Here is a 15,727-nt window from a genome sequence, read left to right as displayed (position 1 = left end):
GAGAAACTCCATCACGTTTGCGCAAGGACCCTCGCGCACATAGGATCTCGGTGCAATCCGAACATTGCACTCGGAGCAATTCAGCGAATGCCCGACTTCAGGCTGGTCGCCGACGAGCTGGCGGAGGACATCGCGTCCGGGCGCCTGCGCCCGGGCGACCGGCTGCCACCGCAGCGCGATTTCGCATACCGCCGCGGCATCGCGCCCTCGACGGCCGCGCGCGTCTATGCGGAGCTGGTCCGGAGGGGCCTGGTCTCCGGCGAGACGGGGCGCGGCACCTTCGTGCGGGCTGCCCCGGCACCGGCGGGCCCCATCCTTGCCGAACCTGCGAGCGCGCCGGTCGATCTGGAGCTGAACTTCGCCGTCCTGCCGGGGCAGGAGGCCGAGATGGCGCGGCTGCTGGCATCGATGGCCCGCCCGGCGGCACTGGGCGAGGCGCTGCTGCCCATCGGCGCCGTAGGAACCGCGGCCGCACGGCACGCGACCGCCCGGTTCCTGGCGCGCGGCGGCTGGACGCCGGATCCCGCGCAGATCCTGTTCACGGGGAAGGGACGGCACGCCATCGCGGCGGCATTCGCTGCGCTGGCACCGCCCGGCGAGCGGGTGGGGGTCGAGGCCCTGGCCTACCCGCTGGTGAAGGGGATCGCGGCGCGCCTCGGAATTACGCTGGTGCCGATCGCACTAGACGGGCAGGGGCTTCGGCCCGACGCCCTGGCGCGGGCGCACTGGCAGGCGCCGCTGAGGGCGGTCTACATGCAGCCGGTGCTGCACAATCCGCTGGGCATCGCCATGCCGCCCCAGCGCAGGGCCGAGATCGCGGCGGTGCTGGGCGCGACCGGGTTGGTCGCCGTCGAGGACGCGATCAACGCCTTTCTCGCGGACGAGGCACCCCTTACGGCCCTCGCGCCCGACCGGGTGGTCCTTGTCGACAGCCTGTCGAAGCGCGTGGCGCCTGGCATGGCTCTGGGCTTTGTGGTGCCGCCGCCGGCGCTGGTGCCGACCGTCGCGGCGGCGGTCCGTTCCGGAGGCTGGGCGGCCTCGGGCCTGCCTCTGGCCCTGGGCGTGCGGTGCATGTCGGACGGCACCGCGGAGCGGCTGGCCACCGCCAAGCGGGAGGACGCGGCGGCGCGCCAGGTTCTGGCCCGGGCCGAGTTGCAGGGTCTGCAGGTGCAGGCCGATCCACGCGCCTATCACCTGTGGCTCGAGCTGCCGGAGCCCTGGCGCGCCGAGGCCTATGTCGCGGCCGCGGCCCGGCGCGGCATCGCTGTCGCACCGGCCGGCGCCTTCGCCATGGCCCAGGGGCATGCTCCGAACGCGGTGCGGGTGGCGTTGTCGGCGCCCGGCGGCGACGTGCTGGCGACGGCGCTGCGGGTGCTGCGGCGGCTCGCCGAATCCGATCCCGATACCGTCGCGGGCATCGAGTGATCCTGCCCCGGCTGGCTTATGCCGACGGTGCCGGCCGCGTCCTGCGCCGGGCGTTCACGTACCAGTGCCAGATCAGGCGGGCGGCGGTGCTGCGGTAGGGGCGCCACGACTCGGCCAGAGCGTCGAGCTCCTGGCGCGTCGGGCGGCGGGGCAGGCCGCGCAGCTCCTGCACGCCGAGCTGCACCGCCAGGTCGTCGGCAGGCCAGAGGTCGGGGCGGCCGAGGTGAAGGAGCAGGTAGCATTCGGCGCTCCACCGCCCGAACCCCTTCAACGACGTCAGCGCGGCCATGGCCGCCGCGTCCGGCGCGGCGTGCAGCGCGCCGAGGTCCAGGCGTCCCTCGATCAGCGCCGTTGCAAGCCCGCGCGCATAGGCCGCCTTCGGCCGGGAGAAGCCACAGGACTTCAGCGCGGGATCGTCGAGCGTCAGGAAGTCGCCGGGCGCGAGCCCGGGCAGCAGCGCCGCGAGCTTCGCGAACATGGCGCGGGCCGCGGCCGTCGAGACCTGCTGCTCCAGGATGATGTGGACGAGGCCCGGGAAGCCCCGGGGGCGCAGGACCAGGGGCGGCAGCGGCCCGGCCGCGTCGATGCACGTCCGGAACATGGGGTCGCGGCCGACCAGCGCCGCGACGGCGCCGGCCTCGTCGAGGGCGGCGCCGTCGGCCAGATCGGGCGCGGGCAGGTCAGGTGCGGGCGGCCGCATGGCCGCGTCCGCGCTCAGCCCACCAGCTCGACCGCGTAGTCCTCGATCACCGTGTTGGCGAGCAGCTTCTCGCACATCGTCCGGACCGCGGCCTCGGCCTTCGAGCGGTCGGTCTCGGCCAGCTCTATCTCGATGACCTTGCCCTGGCGGACCTCGCCGACATTCCCGAAGCCCAGGGAGTGCAGCGCATTGCCGATGGCCTTGCCCTGCGGGTCGAGAACGCCCTTCTTCAGCGTGACGTGGACCTTCGCCTTCATGGTTCCCTTCACTGCATCATCTTGGGCGCGGCATGGTCGCCGGGGCCGTCGGGGAGGATGCCGAGCCGCTTGGCGACCTCCTGGTACGCCTCCTCGACCTTGCCAAGGTCCTGGCGGAAGCGGTCCTTGTCCAGCTTCTCGTTGGTGCGCGCGTCCCACAGCCGGCAGTTGTCGGGGCTGATCTCGTCGGCGAGGACGATGCGCATGCGGTCCTCCTCGAAGAGGCGGCCGAACTCCAGCTTGAAGTCGATCAGGCGCAGCCCGACGCCCAGGAACAGGCCGGTCAGGTAGTCGTTGACGCGCAGCGCCAGCGCCATGACCTCGTCGATGTCCTGCGGGCTCGCCCAGCCGAAGGCCGTGATGTGCTCCTCGGAGACCATGGGATCGCCGAGCTGGTCGTTCTTGTAGTAGAACTCGACGACCGAGCGAGGCAGGGGCGTGCCCTCGGCGAGGCCGAAGCGCTTCGAGATCGAGCCGGCGGCGACGTTCCGGACCACCACCTCGATCGGGATGATCTCGACCTCGCGCACGAGCTGCTCGCGCATGTTCAGCCGGCGGATGAAGTGCGTGGGGACGCCGATCTCGCCCAGCTTCGTCATCAGGTACTCGGATATCCTGTTGTTCAGGACGCCCTTGCCGGTGATGGTGCCCTTCTTCTGGGCGTTGAAGGCGGTCGCGTCGTCCTTGAAGTACTGGACGATGGTGCCGGGCTCGGGCCCCTCGAACAGGACCTTGGCCTTGCCTTCGTAGATGCGCCGGCGCTTCGTCATCTCGGCCTTCCGCAGTGCGAACGGGCCTCCCGCGGGTGGCGGCGGCCCGCAACTTCCGCGGCTGTATAGCAGGGGCCGTCTGCATGCACAATGCGCGCGGCAGCGCCCGGTCAGGCGGGATCCAGGGTTGTCCACGGCGCATCGCCCGGCCGGCCCGCGCAGAAAAGCCAGACCGGACGCGCATCGGCGATGCCGTGCGGTGGAAGGGCGATCAGGGCCGAGGAGCTGGTGCCGAATCCTTGGGGCGTGGCGAAACTCATCGCGCCGCGCGGCCCTGCGGCGGGCTCGTGCTCGGTGCTCGCCAGCAGCGCCTGCCAGGCGTCCCATCGGCCGGCCGCGGGATCCGGGTCGGGCGCCGCGGCGAAGCGCGGCCGGTGCATCCGGATGCGCGGCTCGCCGGCGTCGTTCGGCTCGGCATGGGTAATCATGCTTAGACCCGGAGGCAGCGGCTGCGCCTCGATGGGCCCTTCGCCACGGTGAATCACGCAGAAGGCGTCGCGGTCGTCGAGTATTACGAGGTTGAAGGGGCGCCAGGCATTCGGGTCCAGATGGACGAGCGCCCGGACCGCCTCGGCCGCGTCTGCGTAGTCGAGCGCATCGAGCACGAGCTCCCCGCGCGAGCGTTTTCCCGGCGCCGGCCCCAGCGTGCCGTGGCGGTTCAGGACGGCGGCAACGACCCCGTCGTCGTTCATCGCCAGCCAGGTTCCTCCCGCGGCCTCATCGAATCCGCCGAAGACATGGGGGCGATCCTCCCAGTGGCGCGCCGGAGGGCGCCAGGGCCGTCCGGCCATCTCGTCCCGGTTGGCCGCGAGGATCACGGGGAAGGCATCGCCCGGCCGGCGGAGAACGACGAGGCTGCACATGAGTCCTCCTGACGCGCGGTGACGACTGCGGTCATCGCGTATTAATCTGGTACGAAGGCGGGCCGTTCGCGGCCCGTGCCCGACGACACCGAACGGAGCTGTTGATGAGTACGTTCGACGAGCGCGAGCAGGCCTTCGAGGCCAAGTTCCAGCACGATGAGGAGCTTCAGTTCAAGGTCCTGGCGCGGCGCTCGAGGCTGCTCGGGCTTTGGGCTGCCCATCTGATGGAGATGCACGGCGACGAGGCCGAGGCCTATGCCCGCACGCTCGTGGACGGCGAGCTGACGCCAGGCAGCGACCAGGCCCTGATCACGCGGGTGTGCTCCGACCTGGAGCGGGCGGGAATCGACATCAGCCGGCACCGCGTCGAGCGCCATGCAGCCGATTGCCTGGTCGAGGCGCGCCGCCAGTACATGACGGCCTGAGCCCGGGCGCAGGTCCAGGTATCGTCAGGACAGGAGGGGGCCGGGGCGCCCGCGCATCTCCTCGTGCCGCGTGGTCCCCAGCTCCCGGGGGGCGCGTCCGGGTCCGGCGGGCAGGGCCAGTCCGTCCCCGTCGAAGACGAAGCCGTCGTCCGCCAAGACACCGACGGAGATCCGGTCGCCAGGGCGCGCGCGGCTCGCCCCGGCGGCCTTGACGACCAGCAGCTCCCCGTTGGCCATCCGTACATAGAGGAACGTCTCGGAGCCAAGCCGCTCGACCACCTGGACCTCCCCGCCAATTCGGGCAGCCCCCGTGCCGTCCTCGGCCAGGTGCTCCGGCCGGATGCCGAAGGTCACGGGGTCGCCCGGCCGTACGCCGCCCGGCGCGCAGGGTACGGTGATCTCGGTGCCGACCTCCCGCAGGACCACGGTGACGCCGGCCTCGCCGGTGCCGGAGACGGTGGCCTCCACGAAATTCATCCTGGGACTGCCGATGAAGCCGGCCACGAACAGATTGCGGGGGTGGTGGTAGAGCTCCAGCGGCGCGCCGACCTGCTCGATCACCCCGCCGTTCAGGACGACGATCCGGTCGGCCAGGGTCATGGCCTCCACCTGGTCGTGCGTGACGTAGATCAGCGTCGCCTTCAGGTCCCGATGCAGGTTCGCGATCTCGACCCGCGTCGCGATGCGCAGCGCCGCATCCAGGTTGGACAGCGGCTCGTCGAACAGGAAGACCTTGGGCTCGCGCACGATGGCGCGGCCGATGGCGACCCGCTGCCGCTGGCCGCCCGACAGAGCCTTGGGCTTCCTGTCGAGCAGGTGCTCGATCTGCAGGATGCGGCCCGCATTGCGCACGCGCCGGTCGATCTCGTCCCTGGGGTATTTCGCGAGCTGCAGGCCGAAGGCCATGTTCTCGTAGACCGTCATGTGCGGGTAGAGGGCGTAGGACTGGAACACCATGGCGATGCCCCGCTGGGCCGGGGGCAGGTCGTTGACCACCTGCCCGCCGATGCGCAGCTCGCCGTCGGTGATCTCCTCCAGCCCCGCGATCATGCGGAGCAGGGTCGACTTCCCGCAGCCCGACGGTCCCACGAAGACCATGAACTCGTGGTCTCGGACATGCAGGTCGACGCCCTTGATGACCGACAGCTCGCCGTAGCTCTTGTGGACGCCGTGGAGCGTGACCTCGGCCATTCCTTCCCCTCCGCCTTTCGTCCGCTGTGGGTCAGCCCTTGACGGCGCCGGCGGTCAGGCCGGCGACGATGTGCTTCTGGGCCGCGAAGAACACGATGATGGTCGGCAGGATCGTCAGGGTGACGAAGGCCAGGACCAGGTGCCAGTCGGTGCTGAACTCTCCCCTGTAGATCATCATCCCGAGCGGCCACGGGTACTTCGTCTCGGTGTTCAGGAGGATCAGCGGCAGGATGTAGTTGTTCCAGCTGTTCACGAAGCTGACGATCCCGACCGTCGCGAGGATCGGGCGCGAGAGTGGCAGCGTGATGTGCCAGAAGTACCGGACGTAGCCACAGCCATCAACCAGCGCCGCGTCCAGCAGGTCCTTGGGCACATTCCGGAAGAAGTTGCGGAACAGCAGGATGCTCATGCCGAGGCCGAATGCGACCTGTGGCAGGACGACGCCGAGATAGGTGTCCAGCAGGCCGAGGTCGCGGATCCGGATGAACAGCGGCAGCACGGCGGTCGCCGCGGGGAACATCAGGCCCAGCAGGAAGTAGTTCAGCAGCGCGCCGCTGCCGAAGAAGCGGAGATGGGCGAAGGTGAAGGCCGCCATGGATCCGGCCGCCAGCGTCAGGAACGCCGTCAGGGACGAGATGACCAGCGAGTTGCCGAGCATGCGCCAGTAGCGCTCGGTGGTCAGGATGTCCCAGTAGTTCGACCAGATCCATTCCTGGGGAAGGCCGAAGGGGTTGGTGCGCAGCTCGCCCAGCGTCTTGAAGCCGCCCAGCGCCGTCGTCAGCAAAGGCACGAGCACGATGCAGGCAACCAGGATCATGGCGCCGTAGAGATAGAGCGTCAGGAGGCCGTCGCGGCGCGGGCCGCGGCGGCGCGCGGGGCGGCGCGAGGCCGGGGTGCCGAGGGGCTGGGCCGCGTCAGTCATGGCGCATCACCCCGCGGCGGTAGAAGAAGGCGAAGGTCACGCAGATGCAGAACAGCACCACGCCGACCGCGCTGCCGAAGCCGATCTTCATCCGGGTGATCCCGAAGCTGTAGAGGAAGGTGACCATGGTCTGGCTGCTGTTCGACGGCCCGCCCGCGGTCAGCGGCATGATCATGTCGAAGAGCTGCAGCGACCCGATCACCGAGAAGAACACCGACAGGCGGATCGTAGGCGCCAGCAGGGGCAGGGTGATCCGCCGGAACCGCTGGAGGCGCGAGGCGCCATCGATCTCGGCGGCCTCGTAGATCTCGCGGTCGATTGCCTGCAGCCCCGCGATGAACAGCATCATGTGGAAGCCGAAATACTTCCAGACCACGACGGCGAGCACGGCGTAGATCGCGAGGTCCCGATCCGCGAGGACGTAGGGCGCCGTCATCCCGACCAGGCTCGCCAGCGCCGGAAGCAGGCCGTAGTCGCCGTCGTAGACGAAGCGCCAGATCAGCCCTGCGGCCACGTCCGCCAGCACGTAGGGCAGAAAGAACACCAGGCGGAACGCCACCACGCCCGGGATCCGGTGCGAGACCAGCGTCGCCAGCCAAAGCGCCAGCGGAAGCTGGACCAGCGCCGAGACGGCGATGATCAGCAGGTTGTTCTTCAGTGCTGTCAGGAACACCGGGTTGCGGAACAGCAGTTCGTAGTTCCTGAGCCCGACGAACACCTCGGGCGCGCCATAGCCGCTCCAGTCGTAGAGGCTGTACCAGGCCGCCTCGCCGATGGGCAGGACGACGAAGATCGTGAAGAGCAGGAAGGCAGGCGGCAGGAAGAGCACCAGCACCGGCCAGACGCCGCGGCGCAGGCCCTTCCGCCGCGCGCCGCCGCGGCTCCGCGTCGGCGCGGCGGCGGCGGTCGTCGGTACGCTGTGCAGGCTGCTCATGGGCTCGGGCCTCCCGCCGGGCGAGGGGTGCCGTCGCGCCCGGCGGCGCGACGGCTGCTGTCAGCGCTCCAGCTCCCAGGCGTCCTGGATGGCGCGGGCCGCCTGCTCCGGCGTCAGGTGTCCTGCGGCCAGATCGGTCGTCGTGTCGTTGACGACGCGACCGACCGCCGGGCCGAGATCCTGGTCGTAGAAGTTCTGATGGTACGTGGATGCGGCGAGCCCTTCGGCCGAGGCCTTCAGCAGCGGGCTGGTGATCGCGGCGTCAGCCCCCTTGGCAATGGGGATGTAGAGGTTCCGCGCGCCCATCTTGCGCTGGTTCTCGGCCCGGGTCAGGAAGCGCAGGAAGTCTACGGCCTCCTTGGGGGCGTTCCGGCCGACCAGCCAGCCGTTGATGCCGCCCATCGTGTCGGTGGGCAGGCCCTTGCCGCCTTCGACGACCGGGAAGCTGAAGGTGCCGAGCTCCTCGTCGGGGATGCCCTGGCCGCTGGCCGAATTGCGGCGCTGCAGGACCGGGGTCGTGCCGCTGAAGCTCAGTACCATGGCGGCTCGACCATCGCCGAAAGCCCCCAGCGTCGCCGGCCACATGGTGCCTTGCCAGCCGGGCTGGAACGGCTCCAGGTCCGCGAGCTGCTTGAAGAGCTGTCCGGCCTTGACGAAGGTCGGGCCGGCGAAGCCGTCGCCCTTGCCGCTGGTGGCCTCCTGGAAGGCCGCCTGGCCGCCCTGCCGGATGGCGAGATAGACCCAGTAGAAATGGACCGGCCACTTCTCGCCGCCGCCTACGGCGATCGGCGTGATCCCGGCCTTCTTGATGGTCTCGACGGCCTTCAGGAAATCGTTCCAGGTCCTGATTTGCCCGGCATCGACGCCGGCCTTGCGGAACAGAGCCTTGTTGTAGAAGAACTCGATCCGGGTCATGCGCTCGGGCGCCCCCCAGAACTTGCCCTTGTGATTGAAGGCCTTGGCCGCGCTGGGGTTCAGCCCGTCCATCCATTCGCCGGACATCTCCTTCGTGATGTCCTTGACCGCGCCGGCGTCGACCTGGGCGCGCATCACGCCGCCGGCCCAGCTGTAGAACAGGTGCGGCGCGTCGGCCGATTGCAGCAGCGTCGGCAGCTTGGCCTTGAAGGATTCGTTCTCCAGGAACTGCATCTCGATGGTGGTGCCCGGATTGGCCTTCTCGAAGTCCTGGGCGACCTCCTTCCAGTATTCCACGACGAGCGGGTTCTGCTCGACGTGAAGCCAGCGCACCTTGGTCTGGGCCGCCGCCGAGGAGAGGGCGAGGCCGCTGATGACGGCAGTGCCCGCAACGCAGCGGGCCGCGAGCCGGAGTCCTCTTCCGAGCTTGGACATGTGCATTGTTTTCCTCCCGCGGCCCGGGCTGTGCCGGATATTTTTTACGTGCCGCACACAAAAGTCTGCGGGCAAGGCGCAACGGCTGTCAATAGTCCTGGGGTGCTACCGCAATGACCGTGCGCCTTGCCAGAGCTTTGCGCATTGACGTCGCCCGGATGTGGGTTCATTAAATCCTGAGCCTTGAATAAACCGGCGGGCAGGATGCCGGGAAAGCACCGGATGCGATGAAGACCGCCGATCCCGAGCTGATGCGCGCCATCAACCGCTTCCACGTGATGGACGTGATCCGGCGGTACGGCCCGATTTCGCGCGTGGAGATCTGCGAGCGCCTTCAGCTGAGCCCGACCACCGTCTCGGCAATCACCGGAGCGCTGATCGACGACGCGCTGATCATGCCGCGGCAGGAGGGGGCGGTTCGCGACCCCGCGCGCGGACGGCCCAGGGTCATGCTGGAGCTGAATCCCGAGGCGGCCTTCGTCGTCGGAGTGAAGCTGGCGCCCGACCAGATCACGGTGGCCGTCACAAATTTCCGCGCCGACATCCTGGAGAGCCTCACGCTTCCGATCCGCATCGACCGGCAGCCCATTCCAGTCATCGCCGATCTCGTCGAGGACGGGGTCCGGCGTTGCGTGGCCGATGCCGACCTTCCCATGGCGCGCATCGCAGGCCTGTGCCTGGGCCTTCCGGGGCTGATCGTGCAGTCCGCCGGCCTGTGCCGGCAGAGCCCGCTGTTCGGCGAGCGCGACGTCGCCTTCGGCCCCGCGCTGTCGGAACGTCTCGGCATTCCGGTGCTGCTCGATACAGACGTGAACCTGGTGACGCTGGCCGAGCACTGGTTCGGTCATGGTCGCGGGCTCGACGACTTCATGGTCGTCAGCATCGAGCACAGCCTGGGGCTCGGCATCATGCATCGCGGCGAGATCTTCCGGGGCGCCAGCGGCCTCAGCCCGGACCTGGGGGACCTGCTGGTCCAGCAGCACGATGCCGAGCGGGCCGGCATCGAGCGGTTGAGCGCGGTCGCCTCTGGCGCCGCCATCGCCGCGAAGCTGCACGACCGGCTGCGCCGGGACGGCGAGGGGGCGCCGCCGTCCCTGCGCCGGCTAATGGCGCGGTTGCGCGAGCGGGTCGAGGGCGGAGACCGGGAGGCGGCGACGGTTGCCGCCGCGGCGGGCGAGGCGCTTGGCTTCGCAGTCGCCAATCTCGTCGCGCTCTTCGCGCCACCGCGGGTGATCCTGGCCGGCACCGTGCTGGAAGGGGGCGAGGCCCTGCTGCGGCCGCTGCGCGAGACGATCCCGCGCCTGACGCCCCCCGGCCTCGGCGACATCGCGGAGATCGTGGTGCAGGGCTGGGAAGAGACGACCTGGGCGCGCGGCGCCGCCGCCATGATGCTGCGCGAGCTCTACGGCTCGCCCTGGGGAACCACCGGGCCGGCGGAACGCCGCTGAGCCGCGGCCAACGGATCGAGGGAGGAAGGCGATGGAGCGGGTTGGCATCGGGATCATCGGCTGCGGCAACATCAGCGCGGCCTATCTGAAGGCGGCCGCGGGCTTCCCGATTCTCGCCATTCGGGGCCTCGCCGATATCGCCCCGGCCGCGGCCGAGGCGCGGGCGACGGAATTCGGCGTGCCGGCCGTGACGGTGGATGCGCTGCTGGCCGACCCCTCGGTCGAGATCGTCGTGAACCTGACGATCCCGAAGGCCCATGTGGAGGTCGGCCACCGCTGCCTCGCGGCCGGCAAGCACGTCCATTCCGAGAAGCCGCTGGGTATCGCGATCCGCGAGGCGCGCGAGCTGCTTGCCCATGCGGCGCAGCGAGGGCTGCGCGTCGGCTGCGCGCCCGATACCTTCCTGGGCGGCGCGCACCAGACCTGCCGCAAGCTCGTGGACGAGGGCGCGATCGGCACACCGGTGGCGGGAACCGCGTTCTTCATGTGCCCGGGGCACGAGCGATGGCACCCGAATCCCGGCTTCTACTATCTCGCGGGTGGCGGGCCCATGCTGGACATGGGACCCTACTACATCACCGATCTCGTGAACCTGCTGGGGCCCGTGGCCCGGGTCTCCGGGATCGTGTCGCGGCCCCGAAGCGAGCGGCTCGTCACCAGCGAGCCGCTGAAGGGCACCATGATCCCGGTCGAGGTGCCGACCCATGTGGCAGGGACCATGGAGTTCGTCTCGGGTGCCGTGGTCACCATCGTCACGAGCTTCGACGTACCCAAGCACCGGCATGCGCCCATCGAGCTCTACGGGACCGCCGGGTCCATGCTGGTTCCGGACCCGAACCGCTTCGGCGGCACCATCGAGCTGGCGGAACCCGGGGGCGAGTGGCGTGCCATCGAGACCGAGCATGCCTATGCCGACGGGAACTACCGGATAATCGGGGTCGCCGACATGGCGCATGCGCTCCGCTCGGGCCGGGCGCACCGGGCCAGCGGCGAGCTCGCCTTCCACGTGCTCGAGGTCATGGAGGCGTTCCAGCGATCCTCGGAGACGGGATCCCATATCGCCATCGAAAGCCGCCCGGCGCGGCCGGCCATGCTGCCGACCGGACTTGCCGCAGGCGCGCTCGACTGAACGCCGTCACTGAACGCCGGCCCGGTAGGAAGAAGGAGGAGATCATGCGGGAAGCCTTGATCGTCTGGGGCGGGTGGAGCGGCCACGAGCCCGAGCAGGGGGCGAGGATCGTCGCCGGGATGCTCGAGCAGGAAGGATTCAAGGTCTATGTGGAGAACACGACCGAGGCCTTCGCCGACCCGGCCATCGCGGATATGAGCCTGATCGTCCCGATCTGCACGATGTGGAAGATCGAGAAGGAGGAGCTCGACAACCTGACCCGGGCCGTCCAGAACGGCGTCGGGCTCGGGGGCTATCACGGGGGCATGGGCGACGCGTTCCGTGATGCCGTCGCCTACCAGTTCATGGTCGGCGGCCAGTGGGTCGCCCATCCCGGCAACATCATCGACTACCGGGTCAACATCACGCGTCCCGACGATCCGGTCATGGCGGGGCTGTCGGACTTCGACTACACGTCCGAGCAGTACTACATGCATGTCGACCCGTCGAACGAGGTCCTCGCGACGACGACCTTCTCGGGCGAGCACGCGCCCTGGATCAAGGGGGTCGTGATGCCCGTGGTGTGGAAGCGCCGCCACGGCGAGGGCCGCGTGTTCTACAGCTCGCTCGGCCACGTGGCGAGCGAATTCCAGCATCACGAGATGCGCACGATCCTGCACCGCGGCCTGCTCTGGGCCGCCCGATGACGGGCCACCGCTAAGGGCCCCGCCGACCGCCCGGCCTGCGGCGCCCGCTGCCGGGCGCCGCGGCTCACAGGACCGCGGCGGTCTTCCGGGTCTCGTGGGCCACTCTCCCACGGGGAATATGCAGGAAATCGGCCTCGAGCCCGCGCAAGGTCCCCTTAGCGCTTGTCAGGAGCATCCGCGGTGTTGGCGGTGACGAGGAAACTGCCATTGGCGGCCCCGGCCCGGCTCCCTGCTTCTACCGCCGATACGGCCCTCAGCCCTCGCCCTAACAACCAGTGTGCGGCTGCCAGTGTGCGGCTGCGGGACCCGCACCCGCACGCCGGATCGTTCCGCGCCTATGGTCACCCGCCGAAGACGCGGCGGAAGACGGTGTCCACGTGCTTGGTGTGGTAGCCGAGGTCGAAAAGCGGTGTCAGCTTGTCCACCGGCAGATGGCTGACGACCTCGGGATCGGCCGACAGATGGTCGAGCAGGCTCCCGCCCTCGCTCCAGACCTTCATGGCGTTGCGCTGGACCGCCTGATAGGCGCCCTCGCGGCTCATGCCGGCCTGCGTCAGCTCCAGCAGGACGCGCTGGCTGAACACCAGCCCGCCCATGCTCTCCAGGTTGGCGAGCATGCGCTCGGGATAGACCACCAGCCTGTCCATCATGCCGTTCAGTCGCGCCAGAGCGAAGTCCAGCGCGATGGTCGCGTCGGGCGCGAGGACCCTTTCGACCGAGGAGTGGGAGATATCGCGCTCGTGCCACAGCGCGACGTTCTCCAGGGCAGGAACCACGGCCGCGCGTACGATCCGGGCGAGGCCCGTCAGGTTCTCGCTGAGCACCGGGTTCCGCTTGTGCGGCATGGCCGAGGAGCCCTTCTGGCCCGGCGAGAAGTACTCCTCCGCCTCGCGCACCTCGGTGCGCTGCAGGTGCCGGATCTCGACTGCGAGGTTCTCGATGGACGAGGCGATGACGCCGAGCACCGAGAAGAAGAGGGCGTGGCGGTCGCGCGGGATCACCTGGGTCGATACCGGCTCGGGGTGCAGGCCCATCTTCTCGGCGACCCAGCGCTCGACGAAGGGGTCGATGTTGGCGAAGGTGCCGACCGCGCCCGAGATCGCGCAGGTCGCGATCTCGTCGCGGGCCCATTCCAGGCGCTGGCGTGCCCGCTCGAAGGCCGCATAATGGCCGGCGAGCTTCAGCCCGAATGTGGTGGGCTCGGCATGGATGCCGTGGCTGCGGCCGATGGTGATCGTGTCCTTGTGCTCGCGCGCACGGCGCTCGAGCGTCGCCAGCAGCGCGGACAGATCCGCCAGCAGCAGCTCGGCCGCCTGCTTGAGCTGGACCGCCAGCGTCGTGTCCAGCACGTCCGAGGAGGTCATGCCCTGGTGCACGAAGCGCGCCTCGGGCCCGACATGCTCCGCGAGGTTGGTCAGGAACGCGATCACGTCGTGCTTGGTCTCGCGCTCGATCTCGTCGATGCGCTCGATCTCCCACTTGCCGCGCTCCCAGACGGCCTTCGCGGCCTCCTTGGGGATCACGCCCAGCGCCGCCTGCGCATCGCAGGCATGGGCCTCGATCTCGAACCAGATCCGGAACTTGTTCTCGGGCTCCCAGATGCGGGTCATCTCGGGGCGGCTGTAGCGCGGGATCATTGGTCTTCCTCGGCCGGGCAGGTGGCGTCGCGGCGCGACCATAGCCGCGCCCGGCGGCGCTTGCCAGCCCCCTTGCATGGTGGTGGGGCATGGTGGCGGACGGTGCGCGCGGCTCCCGGCGCAATGGCCGCGGGCTTCCCCTGTTGACGAGGTGACGTGTACCGATGGAGGAAAGCATGGCGAATTCCGACCGCACCGAAGGCTCGCTGAAGGATGCCAAGGGCGACCTGAAGAAGGCTGCCGGCGAACTGCTGGGCGACGGCGAGCTCAAGCGCGAAGGCAATGCCGACAAGGCCGAGGGCAAGCTTCAGAAGGGCTTCGGCAAGCTGCGCGACATGATCCGGGGGCGCCGCGATGTCTGACCAGCGCCGGATGCCGGACAGCATCCAGGACCAGGACCGCAGCCAGGCCGAGCAGATCGAGGAGGCCCTGGAGGACAGGGCCTCCGGCTCGGCCGAGGAGGCGCACAAGCCGGCCCAGGAGAAGTGGGACGAGATGGGCGAGACCGAGGAGAGCAAGCGCTCGGGCGACCGCGCCTGAGACCGAGTGGCTAGCCGGCTCGGGGTGCGGGGGTCACAGCAGGCCCAGCGCCCTGAAGCTGGCATGGCTTCCGCGACCCACGATCACGTGGTCGTGGACCGTCACGCCCAGGATGCCGGCGGCCTTCGCGACCTCGCGCGTCATGTCGATGTCGGCGCGCGAGGGCGTGGGGTCGCCGGAGGGGTGGTTGTGCACGAGGATCAGCGCCGAGGCGCCGAGCTCGAGCGCACGCTTGACGACCTCGCGCGGGTAGACCGGCGCGTGGTCGACGGTGCCTCGCTGCTGGACCTCGTCCGCGATCAGCCGGTTCCTGCGGTCCAGGTACAGCAGACGGAACTGCTCGACCGGCTCCAGCGCCATGGCGCCTTGGCAGTAGTCCAGCAACTGCTGCCAAGACCCGATCACCGGCCTGCCCAGAAGCTGCTGGCGGCTCATGCGCAGCGCCACGGCGCCGATTGCCGAGAGCGCCACGGCGGCATTGCGCGGCACGCCAAGCTCGACTAGGCGCGCGGGCGCCGCGGTGGCGACCGCCCACAGGCTGCCGAGCTGCCCGAGCAGGTCCTTGGCCAGCGGCTTCACGTCCCGGCGCGGGATCGCCTGGAACAGGACCAGCTCAAGCAACTCGTAGTCCTGCAGCGCCTCGGGGCCGCCGGCCTCGAAGCGGTCGCGCAGCCGGTCGCGGTGGCCGTGGTAGTGCGGCTCCGTCTTGCCCTTGTGATCCGCGGCACCCATGCAACCCAGGATAGATCACCCCCGCGGCGCACGCCAGGGGCGCGCCAGGGGGGCCAGGCCGGGCCGGTGCGCTCAGGGGCGCTCGACCGGGATCACGACGCGCTGCATGCGGTCCACATAGGGCATCACGATGGTGGACACGATGGGTGCGCTCTGGGTGCCGGAGGGCGCGGCGCCGGCAGTCGGAGCCGGCGCTCCGGCGGCCACGTTCAGCGGCAGGGGCGGGGCTGCCGCTCCGGCGGCCGGCAGGGCGGCGGAGGGGCCGGCCGCGGGGGGCGGGGGAGCGGCCGGCGCCGGGCCCGCGGCGGGCGCCGCGCCGACGAAGGGCATGGCGCCCTGCCCGTAGATGACCGGCGCGACATTGCCGATTGCCGGAGCGGGGGCGATCCGCGCCACCAGCGGGGCCGCCGGCGCCGGCGCTGGCGCCAGTGCGGCCGGGGCGGGGGCTCCGCCCACGGCCTGGGCCGGGCCTATGCCTGCGCTGCCCATCGGGGCGGCGGTCGGGACGTTGTAGCCCTGGGGCGCAAGGCCGCTGCCGCCGACGAAGACGACCGGCGCGGATCCACCGGCAGCCGCCGGTGCGGGCGTGGGAGCGAGAGCCGGGGGGAGCGTCGGGGCGGATACGTCCGCAGCCACCGCCGGGAGGGCGCCGATCGCCGCGGCAGCGATCGCGGCGCGAGCGATCAGTCCGATGATCATTCCGTGTAGTCCCGTCCTG

General features: G+C 70.1%; 18 protein-coding genes. 7 read left to right on the top strand and 11 right to left on the bottom strand.

Features of this window, described 5'->3' with window-relative positions:
• Window positions 1-87 precede the first annotated feature (87 nt).
• Complete coding sequence (locus tag JUB13_RS00745) at window positions 88-1,425, top strand: aminotransferase-like domain-containing protein (RefSeq protein ID WP_207476348.1); 1,338 nt, start codon at window positions 88-90, stop codon at window positions 1,423-1,425.
• Window positions 1,426-1,441: 16 nt separating this feature from the next.
• On the opposite strand, the gene JUB13_RS00740 is transcribed toward JUB13_RS00745, so the two are convergent.
• The 4 genes from JUB13_RS00740 to JUB13_RS00725 form a co-directional block, all read right to left on the bottom strand.
• Complete coding sequence (locus tag JUB13_RS00740) at window positions 1,442-2,125, bottom strand: DNA-3-methyladenine glycosylase family protein (RefSeq protein ID WP_207476346.1); 684 nt, start codon at window positions 2,123-2,125, stop codon at window positions 1,442-1,444.
• 14 nt (window positions 2,126-2,139) lie between these two features.
• The gene (gene purS / locus JUB13_RS00735) at window positions 2,140-2,382 is read right to left on the bottom strand and encodes a phosphoribosylformylglycinamidine synthase subunit PurS (protein ID WP_207476344.1); all 243 of its coding nucleotides are present in this window, start codon (window positions 2,380-2,382) and stop codon (window positions 2,140-2,142) included.
• A gap of 8 nt (window positions 2,383-2,390) precedes the next feature.
• Window positions 2,391-3,152, bottom strand: coding sequence for a phosphoribosylaminoimidazolesuccinocarboxamide synthase (purC, locus tag JUB13_RS00730; protein WP_207476342.1), 762 nt, complete (start codon window positions 3,150-3,152; stop codon window positions 2,391-2,393).
• A 110-nt stretch (window positions 3,153-3,262) separates the two neighbouring features.
• Complete coding sequence (locus JUB13_RS00725; protein ID WP_207476340.1) at window positions 3,263-4,015, bottom strand: NRDE family protein; 753 nt, start codon at window positions 4,013-4,015, stop codon at window positions 3,263-3,265.
• A 104-nt stretch (window positions 4,016-4,119) separates the two neighbouring features.
• On the opposite strand from JUB13_RS00725, the gene JUB13_RS00720 reads away from it, so the two are divergent.
• A complete protein-coding gene (locus JUB13_RS00720) occupies window positions 4,120-4,440 on the top strand; it encodes a DUF1476 domain-containing protein (RefSeq protein WP_207476338.1) in 321 nt (106 codons plus the stop codon).
• Between the two features lie 24 nt (window positions 4,441-4,464).
• Here JUB13_RS00720 and JUB13_RS00715 read toward each other — a convergent pair whose 3' ends face one another.
• From JUB13_RS00715 to JUB13_RS00700, 4 genes are read right to left on the bottom strand one after another with little or no spacing between them, the layout of a single operon-like run.
• Window positions 4,465-5,631: an ABC transporter ATP-binding protein gene (locus JUB13_RS00715; protein ID WP_207476336.1), complete on the bottom strand. Its 1,167-nt coding sequence runs from the start codon at window positions 5,629-5,631 to the stop codon at window positions 4,465-4,467.
• 31 nt (window positions 5,632-5,662) lie between these two features.
• The gene (locus JUB13_RS00710) at window positions 5,663-6,553 is read right to left on the bottom strand and encodes a carbohydrate ABC transporter permease (RefSeq protein WP_207476334.1); all 891 of its coding nucleotides are present in this window, start codon (window positions 6,551-6,553) and stop codon (window positions 5,663-5,665) included.
• Complete coding sequence (locus JUB13_RS00705) at window positions 6,546-7,487, bottom strand: carbohydrate ABC transporter permease (protein WP_207476332.1); 942 nt, start codon at window positions 7,485-7,487, stop codon at window positions 6,546-6,548. Before JUB13_RS00705 ends, JUB13_RS00710 begins: the two co-directional genes overlap by 8 nt.
• Before the next feature lie 60 nt (window positions 7,488-7,547).
• On the bottom strand, window positions 7,548-8,843 hold the full coding sequence (locus tag JUB13_RS00700) for an ABC transporter substrate-binding protein (RefSeq protein ID WP_207476330.1): 1,296 nt from the start codon (window positions 8,841-8,843) through the stop codon (window positions 7,548-7,550).
• Window positions 8,844-9,064: 221 nt separating this feature from the next.
• Between JUB13_RS00700 and JUB13_RS00695 the strand changes: the two genes are divergently transcribed.
• Genes JUB13_RS00695 through JUB13_RS00685 form a run of 3 tightly spaced genes read left to right on the top strand, consistent with a single transcriptional unit; the run spans window position 9,065 to window position 12,100 of the window.
• A complete protein-coding gene (locus JUB13_RS00695; protein WP_207476328.1) occupies window positions 9,065-10,285 on the top strand; it encodes an ROK family transcriptional regulator in 1,221 nt (406 codons plus the stop codon).
• Between the two features lie 31 nt (window positions 10,286-10,316).
• Window positions 10,317-11,414 (top strand): Gfo/Idh/MocA family protein, encoded by a 1,098-nt coding sequence (locus JUB13_RS00690; protein ID WP_207476326.1) that lies wholly within the window; start codon window positions 10,317-10,319, stop codon window positions 11,412-11,414.
• A 44-nt stretch (window positions 11,415-11,458) separates the two neighbouring features.
• A complete protein-coding gene (locus JUB13_RS00685; protein ID WP_207476323.1) occupies window positions 11,459-12,100 on the top strand; it encodes a ThuA domain-containing protein in 642 nt (213 codons plus the stop codon).
• Between the two features lie 341 nt (window positions 12,101-12,441).
• Here the strand turns inward: JUB13_RS00685 and purB are convergent, their stop codons facing one another.
• Window positions 12,442-13,737 (bottom strand): adenylosuccinate lyase, encoded by a 1,296-nt coding sequence (gene purB / locus JUB13_RS00680; RefSeq protein ID WP_207476321.1) that lies wholly within the window; start codon window positions 13,735-13,737, stop codon window positions 12,442-12,444.
• Between the two features lie 176 nt (window positions 13,738-13,913).
• Here purB and JUB13_RS00675 point away from each other — a divergent pair, with 176 nt between their 5' ends.
• Window positions 13,914-14,099 carry a CsbD family protein gene (locus tag JUB13_RS00675; protein WP_207476320.1) on the top strand — a complete coding sequence of 62 codons (186 nt, stop codon included), beginning with the start codon at window positions 13,914-13,916 and terminating at the stop codon, window positions 14,097-14,099.
• Complete coding sequence (locus JUB13_RS00670; RefSeq protein WP_207476318.1) at window positions 14,092-14,277, top strand: hypothetical protein; 186 nt, start codon at window positions 14,092-14,094, stop codon at window positions 14,275-14,277. Before JUB13_RS00675 ends, JUB13_RS00670 begins: the two co-directional genes overlap by 8 nt.
• Window positions 14,278-14,310: 33 nt before the next feature.
• Here JUB13_RS00670 and radC read toward each other — a convergent pair whose 3' ends face one another.
• Together radC and JUB13_RS00660 are read right to left on the bottom strand one after the other, a co-directional pair.
• Complete coding sequence (gene radC / locus JUB13_RS00665; protein WP_207476316.1) at window positions 14,311-15,009, bottom strand: RadC family protein; 699 nt, start codon at window positions 15,007-15,009, stop codon at window positions 14,311-14,313.
• 72 nt (window positions 15,010-15,081) lie between these two features.
• On the bottom strand, window positions 15,082-15,708 hold the full coding sequence (locus tag JUB13_RS00660; protein WP_207476314.1) for a hypothetical protein: 627 nt from the start codon (window positions 15,706-15,708) through the stop codon (window positions 15,082-15,084).
• Between the last annotated feature and the right edge of the window lie 19 nt (window positions 15,709-15,727).

The sequence above is a fragment of the Arenibaculum pallidiluteum genome (assembly GCF_017355985.1).
GTDB classification, from domain to species: Bacteria; Pseudomonadota; Alphaproteobacteria; order Azospirillales; family Azospirillaceae; genus Arenibaculum; species Arenibaculum pallidiluteum.
The sequence above is the reverse complement of the archived record's forward strand: the minus strand, read 5'-3'. Positions and strand labels throughout refer to the sequence as shown.